The 21,103-nt window shown below is 67.7% G+C and carries 18 protein-coding genes, 1 tRNA gene and 1 riboswitch; of the genes, 11 read left to right on the top strand and 8 right to left on the bottom strand.

Going from position 1 to position 21,103, the window contains the following annotated elements:
* Positions 1 to 5 precede the first annotated feature (5 nt).
* Entirely contained in the window at positions 6 to 482 is a 477-nt protein-coding gene (locus ACFYLW_RS10370) for a cupin domain-containing protein (RefSeq protein WP_312064214.1), read from the top strand.
* 47 nt (positions 483 to 529) lie between these two features.
* Positions 530 to 1,783, top strand: a complete 1,254-nt coding sequence (locus ACFYLW_RS10365; RefSeq protein WP_390183007.1) for an MFS transporter — start codon at positions 530 to 532, stop codon at positions 1,781 to 1,783.
* Positions 1,784 to 1,838: 55 nt separating this feature from the next.
* Here ACFYLW_RS10365 and ACFYLW_RS10360 read toward each other — a convergent pair whose 3' ends face one another.
* Entirely contained in the window at positions 1,839 to 2,873 is a 1,035-nt protein-coding gene (locus tag ACFYLW_RS10360) for a 2'-deoxycytidine 5'-triphosphate deaminase (protein ID WP_312064211.1), read from the bottom strand.
* Positions 2,874 to 2,977: 104 nt separating this feature from the next.
* Here ACFYLW_RS10360 and apaG point away from each other — a divergent pair, with 104 nt between their 5' ends.
* The gene (apaG, locus tag ACFYLW_RS10355) at positions 2,978 to 3,385 is read left to right on the top strand and encodes a Co2+/Mg2+ efflux protein ApaG (RefSeq protein ID WP_312064210.1); all 408 of its coding nucleotides are present in this window, start codon (positions 2,978 to 2,980) and stop codon (positions 3,383 to 3,385) included.
* A 364-nt stretch (positions 3,386 to 3,749) separates the two neighbouring features.
* Here apaG and ACFYLW_RS10350 read toward each other — a convergent pair whose 3' ends face one another.
* The gene (locus tag ACFYLW_RS10350) at positions 3,750 to 4,295 is read right to left on the bottom strand and encodes a GcrA family cell cycle regulator (protein WP_313101283.1); all 546 of its coding nucleotides are present in this window, start codon (positions 4,293 to 4,295) and stop codon (positions 3,750 to 3,752) included.
* A 231-nt stretch (positions 4,296 to 4,526) separates the two neighbouring features.
* On the opposite strand from ACFYLW_RS10350, the gene ACFYLW_RS10345 reads away from it, so the two are divergent.
* From ACFYLW_RS10345 to argF, 4 genes are all read left to right on the top strand, one after another.
* Positions 4,527 to 5,351 carry an ABC transporter permease gene (locus ACFYLW_RS10345; RefSeq protein ID WP_292085268.1) on the top strand — a complete coding sequence of 275 codons (825 nt, stop codon included), beginning with the start codon at positions 4,527 to 4,529 and terminating at the stop codon, positions 5,349 to 5,351.
* 49 nt (positions 5,352 to 5,400) lie between these two features.
* On the top strand, positions 5,401 to 6,297 hold the full coding sequence (locus ACFYLW_RS10340) for a M20/M25/M40 family metallo-hydrolase (protein ID WP_312065250.1): 897 nt from the start codon (positions 5,401 to 5,403) through the stop codon (positions 6,295 to 6,297).
* Between the two features lie 132 nt (positions 6,298 to 6,429).
* The gene (locus ACFYLW_RS10335; RefSeq protein ID WP_312065252.1) at positions 6,430 to 7,605 is read left to right on the top strand and encodes an aspartate aminotransferase family protein; all 1,176 of its coding nucleotides are present in this window, start codon (positions 6,430 to 6,432) and stop codon (positions 7,603 to 7,605) included.
* A gap of 42 nt (positions 7,606 to 7,647) precedes the next feature.
* The gene (gene argF / locus ACFYLW_RS10330; protein ID WP_312065249.1) at positions 7,648 to 8,565 is read left to right on the top strand and encodes an ornithine carbamoyltransferase; all 918 of its coding nucleotides are present in this window, start codon (positions 7,648 to 7,650) and stop codon (positions 8,563 to 8,565) included.
* A 155-nt stretch (positions 8,566 to 8,720) separates the two neighbouring features.
* On the opposite strand, the gene ACFYLW_RS10325 is transcribed toward argF, so the two are convergent.
* Entirely contained in the window at positions 8,721 to 8,933 is a 213-nt protein-coding gene (locus tag ACFYLW_RS10325; RefSeq protein ID WP_312065248.1) for a hypothetical protein, read from the bottom strand.
* Between the two features lie 221 nt (positions 8,934 to 9,154).
* Here ACFYLW_RS10325 and ACFYLW_RS10320 point away from each other — a divergent pair, with 221 nt between their 5' ends.
* The 3 genes from ACFYLW_RS10320 to ACFYLW_RS10310 all read left to right on the top strand — a co-directional run bounded on the left by ACFYLW_RS10320 (position 9,155) and on the right by ACFYLW_RS10310 (position 13,848).
* Positions 9,155 to 11,986 (top strand): hypothetical protein, encoded by a 2,832-nt coding sequence (locus tag ACFYLW_RS10320; protein ID WP_312065247.1) that lies wholly within the window; start codon positions 9,155 to 9,157, stop codon positions 11,984 to 11,986.
* Positions 11,987 to 12,103: 117 nt separating this feature from the next.
* A complete protein-coding gene (locus ACFYLW_RS10315) occupies positions 12,104 to 13,027 on the top strand; it encodes a sulfite exporter TauE/SafE family protein (protein WP_292085276.1) in 924 nt (307 codons plus the stop codon).
* The gene (locus ACFYLW_RS10310) at positions 13,027 to 13,848 is read left to right on the top strand and encodes a TIGR02186 family protein (protein ID WP_312065246.1); all 822 of its coding nucleotides are present in this window, start codon (positions 13,027 to 13,029) and stop codon (positions 13,846 to 13,848) included. The genes ACFYLW_RS10315 and ACFYLW_RS10310 overlap by 1 nt, the downstream gene beginning before the upstream one ends.
* 269 nt (positions 13,849 to 14,117) lie before the next feature.
* On the opposite strand, the gene ACFYLW_RS10305 is transcribed toward ACFYLW_RS10310, so the two are convergent.
* The 3 genes from ACFYLW_RS10305 to ACFYLW_RS10295 form a co-directional block, all read right to left on the bottom strand.
* A complete protein-coding gene (locus ACFYLW_RS10305) occupies positions 14,118 to 16,289 on the bottom strand; it encodes a 3-hydroxyacyl-CoA dehydrogenase NAD-binding domain-containing protein (protein ID WP_312065245.1) in 2,172 nt (723 codons plus the stop codon).
* 16 nt (positions 16,290 to 16,305) lie between these two features.
* A complete protein-coding gene (locus tag ACFYLW_RS10300) occupies positions 16,306 to 17,511 on the bottom strand; it encodes an acetyl-CoA C-acetyltransferase (RefSeq protein ID WP_312065244.1) in 1,206 nt (401 codons plus the stop codon).
* Positions 17,512 to 17,790: 279 nt separating this feature from the next.
* Complete coding sequence (locus ACFYLW_RS10295; RefSeq protein ID WP_312065243.1) at positions 17,791 to 19,011, bottom strand: PQQ-dependent sugar dehydrogenase; 1,221 nt, start codon at positions 19,009 to 19,011, stop codon at positions 17,791 to 17,793.
* Between the two features lie 195 nt (positions 19,012 to 19,206).
* On the opposite strand from ACFYLW_RS10295, the gene ACFYLW_RS10290 reads away from it, so the two are divergent.
* Positions 19,207 to 19,283 (top strand) — tRNA-Met (locus ACFYLW_RS10290).
* 634 nt (positions 19,284 to 19,917) lie between these two features.
* Here ACFYLW_RS10290 and ACFYLW_RS10285 read toward each other — a convergent pair.
* Together ACFYLW_RS10285 and ACFYLW_RS10280 are read right to left on the bottom strand one after the other, a co-directional pair.
* Complete coding sequence (locus ACFYLW_RS10285) at positions 19,918 to 20,142, bottom strand: hypothetical protein (protein ID WP_312065242.1); 225 nt, start codon at positions 20,140 to 20,142, stop codon at positions 19,918 to 19,920.
* A gap of 83 nt (positions 20,143 to 20,225) precedes the next feature.
* Entirely contained in the window at positions 20,226 to 20,810 is a 585-nt protein-coding gene (locus tag ACFYLW_RS10280; RefSeq protein ID WP_312065241.1) for a manganese efflux pump MntP family protein, read from the bottom strand.
* A 6-nt stretch (positions 20,811 to 20,816) separates the two neighbouring features.
* Positions 20,817 to 20,985, bottom strand: a riboswitch (yybP-ykoY riboswitch).
* Between the last annotated feature and the right edge of the window lie 118 nt (positions 20,986 to 21,103).

Raw genomic sequence — 21,103 nt, 5'->3', positions numbered from 1 at the left:
AAACCGTGCCCAAGATCGACATCGACCATGCACCGACTGGGCATGGCACCGGCTATCCTGAAGAATTCGCCGCGCCGTGCAAGCCGCGCCGCCGCTGGCGTCTGGGCGACGCGGTCGGCCTGGACCAGTTCGGGGTCAACCTGCTGCGCCTGCCCGCCGGGGCCTGGTCCAGCCAGCGCCACTGGCACAGCGCCGAGGACGAGTTCGTCTGGGTGATCGAGGGCGAGGTGGTCCTGATCGAGGAGGACGGCGAGACGGTGCTGACCGCCGGCGACTGCGCCGGCTTCAAGGCGGGCGTCGCCAACGGCCACAAGATCGAGAACCGCAGCGAGCATGAGGCGGTGCTGCTGGAGGTCGGGTCGCGCCGGCCGATCGAAGACGCCTGCGACTATCCCGATATCGACATGATCCTCCCCAAGGGTGCCGGCGGCTATTTCCACCGCGACGGAAGCCCCTATCCGAAGACGCCCCGAAGAACGTGACCACTGAATCCGTAGACACCGCCCCGACCGTTCCGCCCCAGCCGCCCTTGCCGCCGGAGTCTCATGACGGCGGGCCGTCCAGTCCGTGGGCCATTCGCGATTTTCGCCTGCTTTGGGTCGGGCGCGTGGCGGCGGTTCTGGGCATCCAGATCCAGTCCTCGGCCCTGTTGTGGCAGGTCTATGAGATCGCCCGTCGCGACCATCCTATCGCCGAAGCCAGCCTCTATCTGGGGCTGGTGGGCCTGTGTCAGTTCCTGCCGCTGCTGGCCTTCACCCTGCCGGCCGGGGCCATGGCCGACCGGCGCGACCGCAAGCACACCGTGACCCTGTCCATCGTGGTCGAGAGCCTGTGCGCCCTGGCCTTCCTCGCCATGGCCCTGCACGGCTCGCCGCCGTTGTGGGGGCTGCTGGCCGTGGCCGCCGTCTTCGGCGCGGCGCGGGCCTTTCTCGCCCCGGCCAGTCAGGCCTTTCTGCCCATGGTGGTGGGGCGCAAGGCCCTGCCGCCGGCCATCGCGGCCCAGTCCATCGCCTTCCAGACCGGGGCCATTGCCGGCCCGGCGCTCGGCGGCGTCATCGTCGGCTTCGCGGTGCCCTGGGCCTACGCTTCGGCCATGGCTCTTTTCCTGGTCGCCATCGGCTGCTTCCTGCTGATCCGCACCCGGGGCAAGCCGCAGTTCGTCGAGACGGGCGTGGGGCCGCTGGAGCTGGTCAAGGAAGGCCTGGCCTATGTCTGGAAGACCAAGATCGTTCTGGGCACCATCTCGCTGGACCTGGTCGTGGTCCTCTTAGCGGGGGTGGCCCTTCTGACGCCGATCTTCGCGCGCGACATCCTGCACGTCGGGCCTGAGGGTTTCGGTCTGCTGCGCGCCGCCTTCGGGGTCGGGGCCCTGCTCATGGCCCTCTACCTCAGCCGCTTTCCCATCGTGCGGCACGGGGGGCGCTGGATGTTCGCGGCTGTGGCGGTGTTCGGGATCTGCACCCTGATCTTCGGCCTGTCCAAGAGCGTCTGGCTGTCGGGCGCGGTTCTGTTCATCGGCGGGGCCGCCGACATGATCAGCGTCAACATTCGCCAGACCCTGATCCAGCTGGCCACGCCGGATCACATGCGCGGACGGGTGTCGTCGGTGTCCATGCTGTTCATCGGCGCCTCCAACGAACTGGGCGAGGCCTATTCCGGTGTCATGGTGCGCCTGCTCGGTCCCATCGGAGCGGCGGTGTTCGGCGGGGTCGGGGCTCTGGCCGCGACCGGCATCTGGGCCAGGGTCTTCCCCAGCCTGAGGAAGGCCAACAAGTTGACCTGACCCAGGACCAAAAAGAAGCCCCGCGATCAGCAGATCGCGGGGCTCTTGTTTTGGATCAGCCCCAGGGGCGGAAGTGTTTCGACAGCTTCAGGCCCTGGCTCTGATAGTGGCTGCCGCCCTCGCCATAGAGGCGGGTCGGGCGTTCCGTCAGCGGCTCATAGACCAAGCGGGCGACGATCTGGCCGTGTTCCAGTAGGAAGGGGGTGTCGTGGGTGCGAACCTCCAGCACGCCCTTGGAGCCGGCGCCGTGGGCCTCGTCCGTGCCGAAGCCGGGGTCGAAGAAGCCGGCGTAGTGGACGCGGAACTCGCCGACCGAGGGGTCGATCGGGGTCATTTCGGCGGCCTGATCGACGGGGATCTCCACGTCGTCCGACGAGGCCAGGATGTAGAACTCACCCGGATCCAGCAGCAGTTCGCCGCGACGCAGGGTCAGGGGTTCCCAGAAGTCGCGCGGGTCGTGGCCGTCGATGTGGTCCATGTTGACCACGCCTGCGTGGCGGCGGCCGCGATAGCCGACGACGCCGTTGTCGCCCGCGCGCAGGTCGACGCCGACGCTGCGGGTCTCTAGCTTGGGCGGCTCGCCGGCCTTGAGGCGAAGCTGGTTCAGACGGGTGCCCGGCTTGACCAGGATGGAGAAGGTCTGGGGCGCGATCTCGAGATAGAGGGGGCCGTCATAGCCCTCGTCCACGTCGTCGAAGCTGCCGCCCTTGTCGGTCAGCAGGCGGACGAAGACATCGACGCGGCCAGTCGAGCTTTTCGGGTTGGCGCGGGCGTTCAGGCCCTTGGGCAGGCTGAGGCGTTCCTGCAGCCGGGCGATGTAGACGCAGCCCTTTTCCAGCACCACGCCGCCCGACAGGTCGATGGCGTGCATCTCCACGTCGTTGATGCGGTCCTCGACCTTGCGCTGACCGGGCAGGAAGGAGGCGCGCACGCGCCAGGCCTGGTTCGACAGGCGCAGGTCCAGGCTCGCCGGCTGCACCTGGTCGTGGTCGAAGGGGGTGTCGGACTTGATCGCGCCGACGGCGATCAGGGTCTCGATGCCCTGGAAGGGCAGAATGCCGGGCTGGGCGGGAATCTCGAAGATGCTCATGCCGTCCTGTCTCACACGGATTTTTCCATCTGTCTCGCTTCGGAATGCGACATCCGCAGCGCCAGACGGGTTGAACCCCGAGGTCGGCGGGCTGCATATAGCCTATGCACGCGCCTCCTGCCTATACCGCCGAAACCGAAGGCGTCGTCGTCCGCGTCCGCCCCTCCTATCTGGCGGCCCAGTCGGATCCGGCGGCGGGACGCTGGGTCTGGGCCTATCAGATCGAGATCGTCAACCTGACCGGATCGCCGGTGCAGCTGGTGGCGCGGCGCTGGACCATCACCGACGCCTATGGCCACGTCGAGGAAGTGCGTGGTCAGGGCGTGGTCGGCGAACAGCCGGTGATCGAGGCTGGCGACAGCTATTCCTACGCCTCGGGCTGTCCGCTGGGCGCGCCGTCCGGGTCGATGGTCGGCGCCTACTACATGACCGACGTCGACGGGCGAATGTTCGAGGCGGCCATCCCCGCGTTCAGTCTGGATGTGCCGGATGCGCGGCGGGTGTTGAACTAGTATGCTCTCTCCGCTGTCATCCCGGACGGGCCGTAGGGCCGATCCGGGACCCAGGCGGTCAGACTGGAAGCGACGGTGGGGCAGTCGGGCGTCTGGGTCCCGGGTTCCGCTGCGCGGCCCCGGGATGACGGCAAGTTTGTCGTGTCGCGCCCAACAAAAAACCCCCGCCTTGCGGCGAGGGCGATAGGGCTGCGTCAACCCGGATGAACCGCAGCCCCCTGATTTCATCCGGCAAGCCGGACGAAATCAGTTTCTTTGCGGGCCGCGGTCAAAAGGCTCCGCCTTTTCGACCCGACGCGGCCTGGCGCTTCGCGCGCGCTCAAGCAGCGAGCCGCCGCGCGGCGAGCGATAGCGCCCTTAGGTCTTAGATATAGCGACGCAGGCTGCGGGCCAGTTCGCTGGCGCCGTCCTTGGATGCGCCCTTGCGGATCTGGGGCTGGTAGGCGACGCGAGCGTGTTCGCCGCAATAGACGCCTTCCGAGGCGCGACGGCCGCAGAAGCTGAACTCGCGCGACGACGGGTCGCCGATCGGCCATTTGCACATGTGGGCGCCGAGGGTCAGCACCGTGGCCGTGCCGGGCAGTTCCGGGGTCGGGGCCGGAGCGACCGGCTGGGCGACCATGACCGGACGCGGCGCGGCGGCCTCGATGCGGCGCGGGGCCGACGGGGCCTGGGCCGGAGCGGCCGGCGCCGCCGGGCGCGGACGGGTGGCGGCGCGGGGGAAGGTGGTGCGGGCCGGTTGCGACGGCGCGGCGCGGCCCGACAGGCCCAGGCGGTGCACCTTGCCGATCACGGCGTTGCGGGTCACGCCGCCGCCGAGGGTCTTGGCGATCTGGCTGGCCGACTGGCCTTCCAGCCAGAGCTTCTTCAACGCGCCGACGCGGTCTTCAGTCCAGCTTGCTGCGGTCATGGCCACCCTCCCGGGGATCGGATTCAATATCTTGGGTCATCGACGAATTTCCCCGCCTCGACCTGCTACTAATCGTAAAGCAGGGCTTAAAACACGCAAGATGTGGCAATTCAGCTGTCCACAGAAACCAGATGTAGTGTGGTTAACGTCCCGTTTTGAATCAGTTTTGCGTCTCTTCATCGAACGCCGGGCGCCTTGCGAAACCAGCTTAGCGGGCGCATTTGGGCACCTATGAAGACCGATCTCGCCTCCACCGCTCCCTCGGGCCTGCCTCAACCGCGTCGCTATGACGGGATCAACTGGGTCGGCCTGCGCACCCTTTACCTGCGCGAGGTGCGCCGTTTCTGGAAGGTGGGCGCCCAGACCGTGGCGGCCCCGGTGGTGACGACCCTGCTCTACATGCTGGTCTTCGTGGTGGCCTTGAAGGGCGCGCGGCCGCCGTTGCATGGCACCCCCTTCGCCGAGTTCGTGGCGCCCGGCCTGATCATGATGGCCATTCTGCAGAACGCTTTCGCCAATGCTTCGTCCAGCCTGATCCAGGCCAAGATCATGGGTACGGCGACCGACTTCCTGACCCCGCCGCTCAGCCCGCTGGAGCTGACCATCGGCTTCACCCTGGGCGCGGCGACGCGCGGGGTGGCGGTCGGTTTGGTGACGGCCCTGTGCGTCCTGCCCTTCGCCAAGCTGGGCGTGGCCAATGTGGCCCTGATCGTCTGGTTCGGCCTGATCGCCTCCCTGCTGATGGGGATGACCGGCGTGCTGGCGGGCCTGTGGTCCGAGAAGTTCGACCACCTGTCGGCGGTGCAGAACTTCGTGGTCATGCCGATGACCTTCCTGTCGGGCACCTTCTACTTGATCGACAGCCTGCCTGAGCCCTTCGCCAGCATCAGCCGTTTCAACCCCTTCTTCTACCTGATCGACGGCTTCCGGGCGGGCTTCATCGGCCACGCCGAGGGGAACCTGATGGTCGGCGTGGTCATGAGCGCTGTTCTGACGGTGCTGATGGGCGCGGCCTGCTGGCTGGTGTTCCGTTCGGGCTGGCGCCTGAAGAGCTGAGCCGTTAGGCAGGATCGAACGCCCCCGGGGAGGGGCTTGGGAGGTCCTCATGCTGTTTCGATCCGTTCTGGCGTCCGCTGTCGCCGCCGCCGCGTTCCTGTCCACGCCCGTCGTGGCGCAGGACGCCGAGGCGCTGAAGGCCCAGGTCGCCGCCTATGTCCAGCCGTCGAATGCCGAGCGGATGAACGTGCTGCTGACCCAGCTGCGCGCCGCGGGCTTCAACCCGACCGTCGAGACCTTCGAGGGCGGCGGTCGCGCCGGTCCGATGCAGGGCTCCAACGTCGTCGTGACGATCGGGGATGGTCCCAAGGAAATCCTGCTGACCGCCCACTATGACGCGGTGAAGCTGCGCGACGGGACCATGTCGCAAGGCGTGGTCGATAACGCCGGGTCGGTGGTGGCCCTGATCGAGGCCGCCAAGATCCTGAAGGACAAGCCGCTGTCGCACCGCGTGCGAGTCATCTTCTTCGACCAGGAGGAGCTGGGCCTGATCGGCGCGCGCAAGTGGATCGAGGCGCACGGCGTCGCCAATGTCGCCGCCGTGGTCAACTCGGACGTCGCGGCCTATGGCGACGCCATGATGTACGGCCAGAACAACGGGGCGCAGTCGGCCTTCGTCACGCGCGCCGTTCAGGAGTTGTGCGCCGAGCGCGCCATGCAGTGCGTCGGCTTCCCCGTCTATCCGCCGTCGGATGACCGCGCCTTCTCGGCGGCGGGCGCGCCGGTGGTGTCGCTGGGCTTCCAGGACGAAGTCGGCGCCCACCAGATGTGGCTGGCCTTCAACGGCGGCGAGGACAAGGGGCTGGCCGAAGGCTTCACGCCCAAGGTCTTCCGCGTGATCCACACCAAGGATGACGCCGTCGAGGCCGTCGAGGGCGCGACCATCGCCACGGCCGGCGCCACCTATGCCGCCCTGATCCAGAAGCTGGACGCGCAACTGCGCTGAAATCGCGCCCGGCGTGGTGTTGACTAAGCCGGAATAGCGCCCGACAAGTTCGTCGCCTTTTTCAAAGCGGTCCCGCAGCCAAGGTTGCGGGACCGTCGCTCTTTATGGAGTCTGCCTGTGTCCGGTCATCTGATGGGTGTCTACAATCGCGCGCCGCTGGAAGTGGAGCGCGGCCAGGGCGTCCGACTGTGGTCGACCGACGGGACCGAATACCTGGACTGCGTCTCGGGCATCTCGACCAACGCCCTGGGTCACGCCCACCCCAAGCTGGTGCAGGCGGTCAAGGATCAGGCCGAGAAGCTGTGGCACGTCTCGAACATCTTCAAGATTCCGGGCCAGGACGCCCTGGCCGACGCCCTGTGCGAGAAGTCCTTCGCCGACGTGGTCTTCTTCACCAACTCGGGCACCGAGGCCGTCGAGTGCGCCCTGAAGACGGCGCGCAAGTTCCACTCGGCCAACGGCCAGCCGGAACGCATCGACATCTACGGCTTTGACGGCTCGTTCCACGGCCGCACCTATGGCGCCATCAACGCCGCCGCCAACCCCAGCTACACCGAGGGCTTCGGACCCAAGATGGAAGGCTTCCATCAACTGGTCTGGGGCGACAAGGCGGCCCTGACGGCGGCTTTTGAAAATCCGAATACGGCGGCCATCATTCTGGAGCCGGTGCAGGGCGAGGGCGGCTGCCGCTCGACGCCCGAGGCCGACCTGCGCTGGATGCGCGACATGGCCGACCAGTACGGCGTCCTGATCATCTTCGACGAGGTCCAGTGCGGCATGGGCCGGACCGGCAAGCTGTGGGCGCACGAATGGGCCGGCATGACCCCAGACATCATGGCGGTGGCCAAGGCCCTGGGCGGCGGCTTCCCCATCGGCGCCTGCCTGGCGACGGCCGAAGCGGCTAAGGGCATGACGGTCGGCGCCCACGGCTCGACCTTCGGCGGCAACCCCCTGGCCATGGCCGTGGGGCAGGCCGCCTTCGCCGAGGTGTCGTCGGACGCGATCATCGCCAACGTCAACGAGGTCGCCGGCTATCTGAAGCAGCAGCTGCACGGCCTGGCCGAGCGCTTCCCCGACGTGATCGTCGAGGTCCGCGGCAAGGGTCTGCTGGTGGGCGTCAAGCTGGTCCCCAACAACCGCGACTTCATGGGCTGGGCCCGCGACGAGGCCAAACTGCTGGTCGCCGGCGGCGGCGACAACCTGGTCCGCATCCTGCCGCCGCTGAACATCACCCTCGAAGAGGCCCGCGAGGCCGTCGAGAAGTTTGAAATCGCCTGCGAGTTCGCTCGGACGAAGCTGGCGGCCTGATCGCCCCAGCCCGGCTGACGCCTTTGACCACGGAGACCTGAGATGGTCCGTCACTTCCTCGACATTCACCGGCTCGACGCCGCCGACCTGCGCGCCATCCTGGACGACGCCCACGCTCGCAAACAGGCGCGCAAGGGCTGGCCCCAGGGGCGTCCCGACGCCGATGCGCCGGGCAAGGACCGCGTCCTGGCCATGATCTTCGAGAAGAACTCGACGCGCACCCGCTTCAGCTTCGACGCCGCCATTCGTCAGCTGGGCGGCTCGGCCATCATCGCCACCGCCTCGGACATGCAACTGGGCCGCGGCGAGCCGGTCGAGGACACGGCCAAGGTCCTGTCGCGCATGGTCGACGCCGTGATGATCCGCGCCAACAACCATGAGGATGTCGAGCGTTTCGCCCGCGTTTCGACCGTGCCGGTGGTCAACGGCCTGACCGACCGCAGCCACCCGTGCCAGATCCTGGCCGACCTGCTGACGATCGAGGAGCACATGGGGCCGGTGACGGGCAAGACCATCGCCTGGGTCGGCGACGGCAACAACGTCTGCCACAGCTTCATGCACGCGGCGGCCAAGTTCGGCTTCCGCCTGAACGTGGCCTGCCCGGCGGAATACCACCCCGACCTGCGCGATCTGGAAAAGGGCGGCGCCCACGTCCACCTGACCAGCGACCCGCGCGAGGCCGTGGTCGGCGCCGACGTGGTGGTCACCGACACCTGGGTCTCGATGGGCGATCAGGACTATGAGGCGCGCCTGGCGGCCTTCGAGCCCTATACGGTCGATGAGGCTTTGATGAGCCTGGCCAAGGACGAGGCCGTCTTCCTGCACTGCCTTCCCGCCCACCGCGGCGAAGAGGTGACGGACGCCGTCATCGACGGCCCGCGCTCGTTGATCTGGGACGAGGCAGAGAACCGCATCCACGCCCAGAAGGCGGTGCTCGCCTGGTGTTTCAGCGGCGAGTGAAACTCGCCTGAGAAAGGGCCCTAACGCCTCCCCCGCGGGGCGAGGCTGCTTGAGGGCTTTTTGAGCGGCCCTAACGCGCTTTGCGCTGCTTGAGGGCCGCGTCGCAGGGGAGGGGGGCTGTCTCAGTCATCGCCAGACCTCCACTCTGCCGCGCCTCAGTAGGGCGTCGGGAAGGTGCGTCCGCTCAGCGCCGTGGCCAGGTGGATCAGCAGCAGGAAGGTCAACGCCCCAGCGACCAGCATGATGAACCGCCACGGCATCATGCGCGGTCCTTTTGACAGGTCCGGCGGCCGTGCGCCGCGCCAGCCGGAGAAGACGGCGACAGCCGTCGAGGCGGCCAGCAGGGCCAGGGTCAGTGAAGGGCTCATGGCGAGGGCAGTTGGCGCCTGGGGCGTCGCTTCGCAAGGCGGGAATCCGCAAGACGATGAATCTAAACGCGACGTTAACCATGTCGGCCTGAAAAGCGCTCGGTCGCGATCAAGCGTCGCCGGTGATTCCCTCGCCCAGGCGCCAGATATTGCGGTTAACGACACGTTTACACGCTTGATCTGGAGCGGTAGCGTCCCACAAAGGCTCGGGAGGCGAATCAGTGAGCGCAGCAGCGCCGTGGAGCGTGAAGGGGATCGACCCCAAGGCTCGCGAGATCGCCAAGGACCTTGCGCGCCGCTCAGGCATGACTCTGGGCGAGTGGCTGAATTCCATGATCATGGACGATCCCGACGAGGACGAGGGCGTCACGCCCTTGCCCCGCCGCACGCCTATTCCCGACCCCTATGACCGCCGCAGCCGCTCGCGCCGCCTGGACGACGTCTATGGCGTCGAGGAAGACAACCGGCGCGTCGGCGCCTCGCTTGAAATCATCGCGGGGCGGCTGGAAGCCGCCGAGCGTCGCTCGACCGTCGCTATCCAGGGCATCGACCAGGCCGTGGCCGGTCTGGTTCGCCGGATGGAAGCTCAGGACGAGATCGGGCTGGGCTATGCGCGTCGCATCGACGACATCGCCGATGAACTGCGCGAAGGCCATAAGCGCCTGCGTCGCTTCGAGCAGGAAGTCGGTCCCAGGACCGACGAGGGCCTGGCCAAGCTGGACGCCGCCCTCGGCGCCGTCTCCAGCCGCCTGTTCGATCTCGACGAGCGTCAGCGCACCACCATCGGCGACCTGCGCGCGCGCATGGAGGCGGTCGAGCAGGCCGCTGGACCCGGACCCGGCACGGACGTCCTGGCCCAGGTCGGCGCCCGTCTGGACGAGGCTCAGGCCCGGACCTCGGAGGCCCTGAAGGGGCTGGAGCGCTCCTTCGCCGCCCTGGATCTGCGCCTGCGCGAAGCCGAAAGCCGCATCGAGCCTGAACACGCCCGCGAATCCGCGCGCTTCGAAAAACTGGCCGAGACCCTGACGCGTCAGGTCGAGGGCAGCCGGGTCGAAATGATGCGTCGACTCGACGTGGCCGAAACCGAAGGCCGGGTGGACCGCATCGAGCGGGCTCTGGCCGCCGTCGGCGACCAGACGCGCGCTTCCGAGCAGCGTTCGGCCGACGCCGTCGAAGCCATGGGCCGCGAGGTCCTGCGCATCGCCCAGAACCTGAACTTGCGCGTCGAGAAGGTCGAGGCCGGCGGCGCGGCGGCGGATGTGGCGACGCTCGGGCGCGAACTGAACGAGAAGCTGGATCGCGAGATGCAGCGTCACGTCCAGGCGATGGATCAGCGGATGACGCGGTCCGACGATCAGCACGCCCTGGCGCTGGAGCGTCTGGGCGGCGAGATCACCCGCATCTCGGATCGCCTCAGCGAGCGCATCGCCCAGTCCGAGCGGCGTTCGGCCCAGGCTCTGGACGACATCGGTCGTCGTCTGACGGAGAGCGCCGACAAGATCGAGCAGCGCCACGACCGCGCCTCGGGCGAACTGGGCGAGCGGATGCGCCAGAGCGAGGAGCGCACGGCTCGCCTCCTGGCCGAGGCGCGTGACAGCATTGAGCAGCGCGGCGCTCGCAGCGGTCGGCGCGAGACGCCGCTGGAAAGCCCGGAGCCGACGCCCTGGAGCCCGGCGGAGAGCCCCGTCGGCGACTGGCGCGCCGCCGCTTTCGCCGATACAGCCGCTGAAATCTGGTCCGACGACACCCTGGGCGGCCTGCTGGACGCGGCCCCTTTCCCGACGCCGGCGGTTCGAGATCCCGAGCCGGTTTTCGCCGACCCGCTGGATGTCGAACTGAACGCGCCGAGCGAGGAGATCGAGACCCCGGCGGCCCTGTTCGGCTCCAGCCCGGAGCGCGCGCGCTTCGGCATGGCGTCGCTGGATGCGATGGATGAGGTCGAGCCGGCGCTCGCTGATCCGATCTTCGCCGATACGGCCGAGGACTTCGGCGGCGCCGACGTCAGCGATATCCTGGCCGAACCCGATCAGACGGCCGTCGGCGGCTTGCCGCCTCTTGTCGATGGGCCCGAGAGCGAGGATGACGGCTTTTCGGCGGAGATAGATTTTATCGATCCCGGCGCCTTGAAGGCCGGCGCCGCTGCAGGGCGCGCCTCGACCCGCGATGCTCTGGACGCCGCGCGCGCCGCGATGTCCGGCGCCGACGAAGCCCCCCGCAAGGGTTTCGGCCTGAAGCGCGGGGGCAAGTCCAAGCTGCAGGAACGCCTGGACAAGCAGGCCAGCCGCGAAGGCTCGACCATGCGCAAGGCCCTGGGGGCCTCGGCCGTGGCGGCCCTGGTGATGGGCGGCGGCTACGCCTCGCTGCAACTGGCTGAAGGATCGGGTCTGATCCTGCCGGACCTTACGACTCTGGCGGGTGGTCAGGCGCCGGAAGCTGAAACCTCGACGGCCCCGATCGCCGCTGTCGCTCTCAGCACCACCCCGACCGAGGCCGTGCCGTCGCCCGATGTGGCGGCGACCGAGGGCGCGGCCCTTTATGAGCGTGGCGTGCAGTTGATCGACAACGGCGATGACAGTGGTCTGGAAACCCTGAAGCGGGCGGCCGATCTGGGCTATGGCCCGGCGCAGCTGCGTCTGGCCGGCCTCTATCAGGACGGCGGCGCCGGCCTAGTCCCTGATCCGGTCGAGGCTCGCGCCTGGGCGCGCCGCGCGGCCGAGGGCGGGGAGCCTCGGGCCATGCACTACTACGCCATGCAGCTCTATGACGGTGAGGGCGGGGCGCGGAACCGAGTCGAGGCCCTGGCCTGGCTCAAGAAGGCCGCCGAGGCCGGCCGCGTCGACAGCCAGTACAACGTCGCGCGTCTTTACGAGAAAGGCGACGAGGGCGTGGCGCCGAACGCGACCGAGGCCTTCAAATGGTACATGATCGCGGCCCGTCGCGGCGACCAGCAGGCGCTGGCGGCGGTGCAGCGGCTGACGCCGGTGACCTCGGCCGAGACGCGCCGCGTGGCGCGCGAGGCGGCCGACGCTTTCACGGTCGATCCGGTCGCGTAACGCGACGCATCGAAACGGCGGCGGGGGTGGCGGTTCGTCGCGGCGCTCGCTAAGACCAGAAGTCTAGTCGCCTTTCCGGCGCTGTTCTGCGTTCCCTTCCAGCCGAAGGCGCGTGCCGTGGATATTTACCTGCCGATCGCCGAGGTTTCGGTGAACTGGCCGTTCCTGGTGATGCTGGGCGCGCTGGTCGGCTTTGTCTCGGGCCTGTTCGGCATCGGCGGCGGCTTCCTGATGGCGCCGGTTCTGGTCTTCATGGGCATCCCCCCGACCGTGGCCGTCGCCAGCCAGGCCAGCCACGTCGTCGCCTCCTCGACCTCGGGCGTGATCCGCTATTCGGGCATGAAGGCGGTCGATTACCGCATCGGCGGCATCATGGCCGTGGGTGGGGCCCTGGGCGCGCTCGCGGGGGTCGAGCTGTTCCGCTACCTGCGCCTGCTGGGGCAGGCCGATCTGGTCGTGGCCCTGTCCTATCTGATCTTCCTCGGCTCGATTGGCAGCATGATGCTGTACGAAAGCCTGACCCAGATCCTGCACCGGGTGCGCGGCGAGACCCCGGAACGGAAGGAACGCCGTCGCCCTCTGTGGCTGTACGGCCTGCCGTTCCGCATGCGCTTCCCGCGTTCGGGGCTCTACATCAGCGCCATTCCGCCCTTCGGCCTCGGCGTCTTCGCGGGCATCCTGTCGGCCATCATGGGGGTGGGCGGCGGCTTCATCCTGGTGCCGGCCATGCTCTATGTGCTGCGGATGCGGGCCAGCGTCGTGGTGGGCACCAGCCTGTTCCAGATCATCATCACCACGGCCATCACCACCATCCTTCAGGCCGGGCGCAACCAGACGGTGGACATCGTTCTGTCGACCATCCTGCTGCTGGGCGGGGTCGTCGGCGCCCAGTTCGGGGCCAGGCTGTCGGGCCGGTTCCGCGCCGAGGAGATGCGCGCGGCGCTCGGCCTGATCGTCCTGCTGGTCGGCATCCAGATGGGGCTGGAGCTGTTCGTGCGGCCCAGTGATCTGTTCCTGTTGGCGCCGGGGGTGGGAGACTGATGTTCCAGGCCCTGCCGCCCGAACCCGCGCCCATGGTCGCACCCGCGTCGCCCGGAATGATCGAACGCTCGGTCGCCACCGAGGGCGAGGTGCGCGTCGCCGCCGCCCTGACCGACGCCCAGGTCAAGGTGGACTCCAGCTTCCGCGGCGCCTCCATCGTCCTCTATGGCGCGGTCTTCAATCCGACCGACAGCCCAGCCGACGTGGTGGTGGTGGTGCGTGGTCCCGACGCCCCGGTGCGTCTGGTCAAGAAGACGCGCAACATGGGCGTCTGGCTGAACAGCCGACCCGTCCTGTTCGAGGGCGCGCCCGGCTTCTACATGACCGCCTCGACCCGGCCGCTGAGCGACATTGCAGACTTCGGCCAGCTGCGCCGTCTGGGCGTCGGCGTCGATCACCTGCGCATCGACGCCCCGCAGGAAAGCCGCACGGTCACCCGCTATGGCGTGCGCGACGTGGTGGTCAGCCGCCTGGGTGAGAACTATCTCGACTGGCGTCGCGCCGTGATCCGTCTGAAGGAGGCGGCGGCCCTCTACAACACGGATCCTGATGGCGTGCAGTTCGTCGACAAGGGCCTGTTCCGTGCCGAGGTCGAGCTGCCGACCGTGGCCCCGACCGGCAAATACTACGCCGAGGTCTGGCTGTTTCAGGAGGGGGCGCCGGTCTCGGTGTCCAACCTGACCCTGACGGTCGAGAAGGTCGGTCTGGAGCGCGACATCTATGAGTTCGCCCATCGGCGGCCGTGGTCCTACGGCGTGCTGTGCGTCTTCCTGGCGGCCCTGACGGGCTATGCGGCGTCGCGGGTGTTCAGGAGCAGATAGGGCATCTCTTCTGGGCGCTATCGCTCGCCGTGCGGCGGTTCGCTGCTTGAGCGCTATCTCCCAGCCGTCATCCCGGCCGCAGCGAAGCGCAGAGCCGTGACCGCCCGAGACGCCGGCGCTTCCTGCGGTGCCGGATAAGCGCTGCGCGCTTTCCGGGATGACGAGGGCGCGCGCTCAAGCAGCGAGCGACCGCGTCGCGAGCGTAGCGCAAAAAGAAAAGGGCGGCTCGAAGGAGCCGCCCTTTCCAGTTCAGTCCGAAGCCAGCCTGATCAGGCGGCCTTCTTCTCCGGCGCGAAGCGGCCGTAGAAGGTCTCGCCCTTGGCGGCCATCTCACGCAGCAGTTCCGGCACCTTGAAGCGGTCGCCGTAGGTGGCGGTCAGGCGGTCGGCGGTCTCGACGAAGGCTTTCAGGCCGGTCTGGTCGATCAGGGTGATCGGGCCGCCCGACCAGGGGGCGAAGCCCCAGCCGAGGATGGCGCCCAGGTCGGCTTCGCGCGGGTCGTCGATGACGCCCTCGGCCCAGCAGCGGGCGACCTCGACGGCCTGACGATAGAGCAGGCGCGTCTTCAGCTCCTCGACCAGTTCCGGGGTCGATGAGTCGAACTTGACCGGGGCCAGTTCCGACAGGCCCGCCCACAGGGTCTTGGGCTTGGCAGCGTAGTCGTAGAAGCCCTTGCCGTTCTTTCGGCCGTAGCGACCGCCCTCGACCATCTTGGCGACGATGTCGGCGCCTTCCGACGGGACATAGGCGTCGCCCAGGTCGATCGCCGTCTGCTTGGCGATCTTGTAGGACAGGTCCAGAGCGACGTCGTCGTGCATCTCCAGCGGGCCGCGCGGCATGCCGGTCATGCGACCGACGTTGTCGATCAGGGCCGGGGCGTAGCCTTCCTCAAGCATGGCCATGCCTTCCATCAGGAAGGTGGAGAAGCAGCGCGAGGTGTAGAAGCCGCGACTGTCATTCACGACGATCGGCGTCTTCTTGATCTTCAGGACGTAGTCGATGGCCTTGGCGATGGCGGCGGGGCCGGTCTTCTCGCCGAGAATGATCTCGACCAGCATCATCTTGTCGACGGGCGAGAAGAAGTGGATGCCGATGAAGTCTTCGGGACGGACCGAGGCCTCGGCCAGGCCGGTGATCGGCAGGGTCGAGGTGTTGGAGCCGAAGACGGCGCCTTCAGCCAGTTGCGCCTCGGCGCGCCTGGTCACGTCGGCCTTGATCTCGCGGTTTTCGAACACGGCCTCGATGACCAGGTCCGAACCCTTGATCAGGTCATAGTCCGTCGTCGCCGTGACCAGGGCCAGGGTGGCGTCGAACTTCTCCTGGGTCATCTGGCCGCGCGACAGACGCTTCTTCAGCAGTTCCTCGACGTGGGCCTTGCCCTTGTCGGCGGCTTCCTGGGTCTGGTCGATCAGGACGGTCTCGATGCCGGCCATGACCTGCACATAGGCCACGCCCGCGCCCATCATGCCGGCGCCCAGCACCGTGACCTTCTTGGCGTCCGACTTGGGCACGCCCGCCGGACGCACGGCGCCCTTGTCCAGTTCCTGCTTGGACAGGAAGAGGCTGCGGATCATGGCCTGGGCCTGCGGCGTCATCAGGGTCTTGATGAAGTAGCGGGTCTCGATGCGCAGCGCCGCGTCCATCGGCACCTGAACGCCCTCATAGACAGCCTTCATCAGGTTCGTCGCGGCGGGATAGTTGCCGTAGGTCTGCTTGCGGATCATCGCATTGCCGACCAGGAAGTTCTGGATGCCCGCCGGGTGGTAGGGGCCGCCGCCGGGCAGTTTGAAGCCCTTGTCGTCCCACGGCTGGACGGCCTTGCCGCCGTTCCTGATCCAGGTCTTGGCGGCCTCGACCGACTGACCCTTTTCGGCGATCTCGTGGACGATGCCGGCGCCCTTGGCGTCATTGGGACGGAAGGACTTGCCCTCGGTCATGGCCATCATGGCGGCCTGGACGCCGATCAGGCGCGTCAAGCGCTGGGTGCCGCCGCCGCCGGGGAAGAGGCCGACCTTGATCTCGGGCAGGCCCAACTGGATCTTGTTGTCGTTCTCGACCACGCGATAGTGGCAGGCCAGCGTCAGTTCCAGGCCGCCGCCCAAGGCCAGGCCGTTGATGGCCGCGGCCACCGGCTTGCCGCAGGTTTCCAGCGCGCGCAGGGCGCCGTTCATCTTCCAGCCGGCGTCATAGGCGTCCTGCAGGCTGGCCCCGCCGATCATGCCGCCAGCGATGTCGCCGAGGTCGGCGCCGGCGCAGAAGCCCGAGGCCTTGCCCGAGGTGATGACCGCGCCCTTGATGGCGTCGTCGGTCTTGATGCGTTCCACCAGCTGCGGAATCTCGGCCATGACGGACGAGGTCAGGGTGTTCATCGAGCGCCCGGGGACGTCGAAGGTGATCAGGGCGACGCCGTCGGCGTCCACGTCGATCTTGAAGTTTTCCATGGTCAGTCGCTCCCGATCAGACGCGTTCGATGACGGTGGCGGTGCCCATGCCGCCGCCGATGCACAGGGTGATGAGGGCGGTTTCCTTGTCCGAGCGTTCCAGCTCGTCCAGCACCACGCCGGTGATCATGGCGCCGGTGGCGCCCAGCGGGTGGCCCATGGCGATGGCGCCGCCGCAGACGTTGATCTTGTCGTGCGGGATGTCGAGCGCCTGCATATAGCGCAGGACGACGGCGGCGAAGGCCTCGTTCAGCTCATACAGGTCGATGTCGGTCGATTTCATGCCCAGACGGCCCAGCAGCTTGTTGGTCACGAACTCCGGGCCGGTCAGCATGATCGACGGCTCCGAGCCGATCGAGGCGGCGCCGCGGATCTTGGCGCGCGGCTTCAGGCCCAGGGCCTTGCCGGCTTCCAGCGAGCCGATCAGGACGCCCGCCGAACCGTCGACGATGCCCGAGGAGTTGCCCGGCGTGTGGACGTGGTTGACGCGTTCGACCTCGGGGTAGCGCTGGTTGATCACGCTGTCGAAGGCCATTTCGCCCATCATGGCGAAGGAGGCGTTCAACGCGCCGAGCGTCTGCATGTCCGTGTTCGGACGAATGGTCTCGTCATGGTCCAGGCGAACCAGGCCCAGCTGGTCCAGGACAGGGATGACCGACTTGCTGAAGCGACCCTCGGCCCAGCTCTTGGCCGAACGCTTGTGGCTCTCGACCGAATAGGCGTCCACGTCGGCGCGGCTGAAGCCCCACTTGGTGGCGATCATGTCGGCCGAGACGCCTTGCGGCACGAAATAGGTCGAGAAGGCCGAGGACGGGTCCACCGGCCAGGCGCCGCCGTCCGAGCCCATCGGCACGCGGCTCATGGCCTCCACGCCGCCGCCGACGGCGAAGTCGGCCTCGTCGGATTTCACCTTGGCGGCGGCCATGTTCACGGCTTCCAGGCCGGAGGCGCAGAAGCGGTTGATCTGCACGCCCGCCGTGGTCTGGGCCCAGCCGGCGTTCAGCACGGCGGTGCGGGCGATGTCGGCGCCCTGCTCGCCCACCGGCGAGACGCAGCCGAGAATGACGTCGTCCACCTTCGATGTGTCGAGACCGTTCCGGTCGCGCAGGGCCTGCAGCACCTGGCTGGCCAGCGACAGGGCGGTGATCTCGTGCAGGGATCCGTCCTTCTTGCCCTTGCCGCGCGGGGTGCGCACGGCGTCGTAGATGTAGGCGTCGGCCATGAATGTCTCTCTTGCTTCTAGGGTCCCTAACGCTTGGCGCGCGGCGCCTCGCTGCTTGAGGGACGGGTCTGGAATTGAAACTTGGTGCGTAGAAACCCGACGTTTACGTCAACGTCAAGTAACAAGGCGCGTGACACCGTTCTGACCCGCTCATCCCCGCGGAGGCGGGGACCCAGTCCTTTGGCTTCCAAGCGCTTCGACCGATGTGCAGTTCCCTGACCGGCGCTCTCACTGGGTCCCCGCCTCCGCGGGGATGAGCGGATTTTTGGAAGGCGGCGCCTACTGTTTCGCCAGCCTGACCAGCTTGCCGTCTTCCTCGTCGGTAATGACCCAGACGGCGCCGTCGGCGGCGACGGCCACGTCGCGGATGCGGGCGTTCAGGTCGGTCAGCAGGCGCTCTTCGCCGACGACGCGGTTGTTCTCCAGCACCAGGCGCGCCAACTGCTTGCCGCCCAGGCCGGTGACCAGAAGATTGCCCTGCCAGCCGGGGAACATGGGGCCGCTGTAGAAGGTCATGCCGCCCGGCGCGATGACCGGGTCCCAGTAATAGACCGGCTGCTCCGTGCCTTCCCTGGCTGTGACGGCCTCGGGAATAGCCGAGCCGTTGTACTCGATGCCGTAGGCGACGCCGGGCCAGCCGTAGTTCTTGCCCGCCTGATCCAGATTGATCTCGTCGCCGCCGCGCGTGCCGTGCTCGACGGTCCAGACGGCGCCCGTTCCGGGCTGGACGGCGACGCCCTGCATGTTGCGGTGGCCCAGCGACCAGATTTCGGGCTTTGCGCCCGCCTGGCCGACGAAGGGGTTGTCGGACGGCACGCTGCCGTCGGCGTTGATGCGGATGGTCTTGCCCATGTGCGAGCCCAGGTCCTGGGCATGGGGCCGCATCGGCTTGTCGGAGCGTTCGCCAAGCGTAATGAACAGCTTGCCGTCCGGGGCGAAGGCCAGGGACGAGCCGAAATGCTTGTCACCGTCATAGGTGGGCTGGGCGTGAAAGATGACCTGCACGTTCTCGACCTTCGACAGGTCGTTCGACAGGCGACCGCGCGCCACAGCGGTGCCGTTGCCGCCGTCACGGGGCTCGGCGTAGGACCAGTAGATCAGCCGGTCCTGAGCGAAGGTCGGGCTGAGGATGACGTCCAGCAGTCCGCCCTGGCCGCGGGCGGCGACGGCGGGCAGGCCCGTGATCGGCTCGCCGACCTGACCCTGGGCCGAGACCACCCGCATCCGGCCGGGTTTCTCGGTCACCAGCCACTGACCGTCCGGCAGCAGGGCCAGGCCCCAGGGGTGAACCAGGCCGGTCGCCACGACGCTGTGGCTCAGCGGCGCCTCGGTGCGCACGCCCGGCGCGCGGGTCTGGCCCTCGAAGGCCGGTTTCTGATCAGGGTTGTTGGCCGGGCGGGTCTCTACCGGCGCGCCGGGGGCGGCGTCTTGGCCGTTGGCCCCGCAGGCGGCGGCGAGAACGAGGAGTGAGGCGGAAGCGGCGAGGACGATCGGGCGCATGGGGCTCTCCTGAACAGCAGATTGTGCAATCCAGAATGAAGCCTTGCCGTTCCCGGCGCGAGCCGAAACCGCCCGCGACCGATCGTCCCGTGCGATTTCCGTGCTTAAGCGGCTTGAACCCGAGGGAAGGCGGCGATATACGCACGCCTCTCGCGCCTCCCGGTCGGTCACGACCCCGCGCGAGGTCCCGTAAGGGGTTGGGTAGCTCAGATGGTTAGAGCGGTGGATTCATAACCCACAGGTCGGCGGTTCGATCCCGCCTCCAACCACCACTGGTTTCTCTGGTAAAATCAGTGAGGTGCAGTTTTTCGGGGGAACTGCAGCTTTAGACCCATGCAGGCCGAGCGTTTCGATCTGTACTCGAGGCTGCGGCCCCCTGCCTGGCGCCGAAAGCAGGCTCGCGAAATGTCCGCTAAGGGTGGAAAGCCGACGCTCGCATAACTAGGCTCCCGTCATGCGGACCATAATCATCGATCAGTTCGAGTTTGAGAACCCAAGCGCTGAAGAGCGCTTGGAGGTCACGACAGCACGTCGGAGCGACTTCCCGTTTCCGAGCCTTAATAGCTTTGCATTTGCCCATGGCTTCGAGGGCGTGTTGCCCGACTCGGTCCCACTCGGTGATTTGCCCGGCTCTCAATCCGTGACTGAATACCTCAGGCGGTATGCTGGCATTGAGGTGCCTGAGCCTTGCCTTTGGGCATGTCGCGAACTGCCAAGTGGTCACGATGACCGGCGCCTACTTCTCGAAACCGAAGACGGGTTCATCAGCTACAAGTGGTCAACGTCCGCCTAGGGTCGAAAGCCGACATTGGGTAATGCGCCGGAATACGCCTCAGACGGCGATCCTCACGGCATGGCCCGGTGTGGGTCCAAGGAGGTCGCTGCCTCCAACCACCACGGATATTCCTAGTTCCGCGGAATACGCGTCGGGCTGCCGATGATCTTGCAGACGTAGTCGGTTTGCGGGCGACCGGTCTGGGCTCCGGACGTGGTCAGAATGCCGCCGCCCGCCGTGCATTCGGCGCTCAGTCGGTCGTATTCCTGCTGATAGGTCGGGAAGGCCTTGTTGCTGGCGCAGGCTCCCAGAACAAGGGGAGCGGCGAGGATGATCGGGATGAAGACGGCGCGCATCGTGACTTCCTTGCGACTGGTGGTGTAACGAGAGGGCGACGCGCGACGTTCCGCCACCTGACGCCCGGATGCAAGGTCAGGCTTCAGATCGCCAGCACGCCCAGATGCTCCATCAGGATTTTGAGCCCCAGCGCGATCAGGGCGACCCCGCCGATCAGTTCGACGATCTTGCCCAGTTGCGCCCCCGCCGCCTTGCCGATCAGCAGGCCGAGCGTCGCCAGGGCGAAGGTGGTGGCGCCGATACAGGCGGCGATCAGCCAGATGTTCTCGCCCAGCAGGGCCAGGCCCACGCCGACCGCGCCCGCGTCGATCGAGGTGCCGACGGCGGTCGCGACCAGGGCGATCAGGCCGCGCGACGCCGCCTTCTTCGCCTCGGCCTCCTCATCGGCCCCGTCGTCGGGCTTCAGCGCCTCCCAGATCATCTTGCCGCCGACGGCGCCCAGCAAGCCGAAGGCGATCCAGTGATCGACCGCCTCGACGAAGCCGGCGGCGGCGACGCCCAGGGCGAAACCGATCAGCGGGGTGATGGCCTCGATCACGCCGAAGACCAGGCCCGAGCGCAGGGCCTGGGGCAGGGTGGGGCGATGCTGCGCCCCCCGGCCGATGGCGGCGGCGAAGGCGTCGGCGGACATGCTCAGCGACAGCACGGCGATGGCGATGGGGGTCATGGACAGAACACTCAAGCCGGGCGCGTGACAGCACGTCCGGGCGCAGGCCGGCTCGGCCCCCGGATCGTGCTGGTCTCGCTAGGCGGACGAAATCCGCTGATCGCGCCATGCCCTGAAGCCAGAGCAAGTGTGTTGACGCGATCCCGACTGGCAGACGCCGGAAGCTACTCCCCAACGCGGCCCCTCTAGCGTCTGGGGACGGCGGGTTCAACCCTGCCGGACTGGCTGGAGGCGACAAGAGGTCCCATCTGTGCTAGACGCCGCCGCTTCACCCCCGCCGCAGGATATTCAGC

The organism is Brevundimonas sp. NPDC007368 (assembly GCF_042869015.1).
In the GTDB taxonomy this organism is placed as follows: Bacteria; Pseudomonadota; Alphaproteobacteria; order Caulobacterales; family Caulobacteraceae; genus Brevundimonas.
The sequence above is the reverse complement of the archived record's forward strand: the minus strand, read 5'-3'. Positions and strand labels throughout refer to the sequence as shown.

Excerpts from the sequence above, each read along its gene's own strand:
- ACFYLW_RS10360 (WP_312064211.1), bottom strand. The coding sequence starts at position 2,873 with ATGAGCATCTTCGAGATTCCCGCCCAGCCCGGCATTCTGCCCTTCCAG.
- ACFYLW_RS10295 (WP_312065243.1), bottom strand. The coding sequence starts at position 19,011 with ATGCGCCCGATCGTCCTCGCCGCTTCCGCCTCACTCCTCGTTCTCGCC.
- ACFYLW_RS10335 (WP_312065252.1), top strand. The coding sequence starts at position 6,430 with ATGGGTGTCTACAATCGCGCGCCGCTGGAAGTGGAGCGCGGCCAGGGC.
- ACFYLW_RS10305 (WP_312065245.1), bottom strand. The coding sequence starts at position 16,289 with ATGGAAAACTTCAAGATCGACGTGGACGCCGACGGCGTCGCCCTGATC.
- ACFYLW_RS10300 (WP_312065244.1), bottom strand. The coding sequence starts at position 17,511 with ATGGCCGACGCCTACATCTACGACGCCGTGCGCACCCCGCGCGGCAAG.
- ACFYLW_RS10285 (WP_312065242.1), bottom strand. The coding sequence starts at position 20,142 with ATGCGCGCCGTCTTCATCCCGATCATCCTCGCCGCTCCCCTTGTTCTG.
- ACFYLW_RS10340 (WP_312065250.1), top strand. The coding sequence starts at position 5,401 with ATGCTGTTTCGATCCGTTCTGGCGTCCGCTGTCGCCGCCGCCGCGTTC.
- ACFYLW_RS10280 (WP_312065241.1), bottom strand. The coding sequence starts at position 20,810 with ATGACCCCCATCGCCATCGCCGTGCTGTCGCTGAGCATGTCCGCCGAC.
- ACFYLW_RS10310 (WP_312065246.1), top strand. The coding sequence starts at position 13,027 with ATGTTCCAGGCCCTGCCGCCCGAACCCGCGCCCATGGTCGCACCCGCG.
- apaG (WP_312064210.1), top strand. The coding sequence starts at position 2,978 with ATGCACGCGCCTCCTGCCTATACCGCCGAAACCGAAGGCGTCGTCGTC.
- ACFYLW_RS10350 (WP_313101283.1), bottom strand. The coding sequence starts at position 4,295 with ATGACCGCAGCAAGCTGGACTGAAGACCGCGTCGGCGCGTTGAAGAAG.
- argF (WP_312065249.1), top strand. The coding sequence starts at position 7,648 with ATGGTCCGTCACTTCCTCGACATTCACCGGCTCGACGCCGCCGACCTG.
- ACFYLW_RS10345 (WP_292085268.1), top strand. The coding sequence starts at position 4,527 with ATGAAGACCGATCTCGCCTCCACCGCTCCCTCGGGCCTGCCTCAACCG.
- ACFYLW_RS10325 (WP_312065248.1), bottom strand. The coding sequence starts at position 8,933 with ATGAGCCCTTCACTGACCCTGGCCCTGCTGGCCGCCTCGACGGCTGTC.